General features: G+C 42.7%; 1 protein-coding gene and 1 tRNA gene. One reads left to right on the forward strand and one right to left on the reverse strand.

The features are described from left to right. Window positions 1-961 (forward strand): glycoside hydrolase family 92 protein (locus BUC45_RS03835; RefSeq protein ID WP_296970469.1); only part of this gene is annotated, 961 nt, incomplete at its 5' end. A gap of 147 nt (window positions 962-1108) precedes the next feature. On the opposite strand, the gene BUC45_RS03840 is transcribed toward BUC45_RS03835, so the two are convergent. After that, a tRNA-Met gene (locus tag BUC45_RS03840) sits at window positions 1109-1181 on the reverse strand. Between the last annotated feature and the right edge of the window lie 211 nt (window positions 1182-1392).

Here is a 1392-nt window from a genome sequence, read left to right on the forward strand (position 1 = left end):
ACGTTTGGGTTACGAATACTACAACCGATTGGGTTATGTGCCATACGATGTGGGTATCAACGAAAGTGCTGCTCGCACATTGGAGTATGCGTATGACGATTGGACGATCTATCAACTTGCCAAAGCATTGAATCGTCCTCAAAAAGAGATCGATCTTTACGCCAAACGTTGTCAAAACTACCGGAATCTATATTCACCCGAATATAAACTCATGCGGGGACGGAATGAAGACGGGACCTTTCAATCGCCTTTCAGTCCCTTCAAGTGGGGAGATGCTTTCACCGAGGGCAACAGTTGGCATTATACGTGGTCGGTTTTTCACGATCCACAAGGGTTGATCGATTTGATGGGAGGAGCGAAGGAGTTCGTGACGATGCTGGATTCCGTATTTATCATGCCGCCTGTTTTCGATGCGAGTTATTATGGTGGTGTCATTCACGAAATTCGCGAAATGCAGGTCATGAACATGGGTCAGTATGCTCATGGCAATCAGCCGATTCAACATATGATTTATCTGTATAATTATGCAGGCCAGCCTTGGAAGACTCAATATTGGGTACGGGAAGTGATGGATCGGCTTTACACGCCTGCTCCCGACGGGTACTGCGGTGATGAGGATAACGGGCAAACCTCGGCGTGGTATGTATTTTCCGCGATGGGATTTTATCCCGTTTGTCCGGGAAGTAACGAGTATGTCATTGGTTCACCGTTGTTCAATAAAATAAACATTACGTTGGAGAATGGGAAAGTCGTTACCATTCATGCTGCAGATAATGAAGTATCGAAACGCTATATAGCGGATATCAAGCTGAACGGAGAATCGTATTCAAAAAATTATTTTACGCATGAAGATCTGACAAAGGGAGCGCAAATTGAAATGACGATGTCCGACAAGCCCAATTACAAACGAGGCGTTCAACCCGCTGATTTTCCCTATTCCTTTTCGAATGAAAAGCGGTAGTTTCCGGAAACATATGCGGGATAAAAAAGAAGCTGCATCGACATAACAAATGAGTCGCTGAAGATCGAATGGTTGAAAGGATTCTCCGATAGGAGTACAAACACAAAGAGGGTGAAATCACTTGGTGATACACCCTCTTTTCGATAGTTGCGGAGACAAGATTCGAACTTGTGACCTTTGGGTTATGAGCCCAACGAGCTACCAACTGCTCCACTCCGCGATATTGTTTCTTAAAAGTGTTGCAAAGATAGTATATTTTATCGTAATGTCAAAATAATTCTTTTTCTTTTCTTTTTACCTAAAATCCGCAAGTCAATTATTTTGAAAAAAGTGATATATTTCGGCAGACGTTCAAATTGCTATTTTCAAGATTTCACGCCGTTTTTTTCTCAATGCATAAAATTGTCCACAAAAATGTGCCTCCTGTTTGC

It is taken from the genome of Tepidanaerobacter sp. EBM-38, assembly GCA_001896545.1.
Classification (GTDB): Bacteria; Bacillota; Thermosediminibacteria; order Thermosediminibacterales; family Tepidanaerobacteraceae; genus Tepidanaerobacter.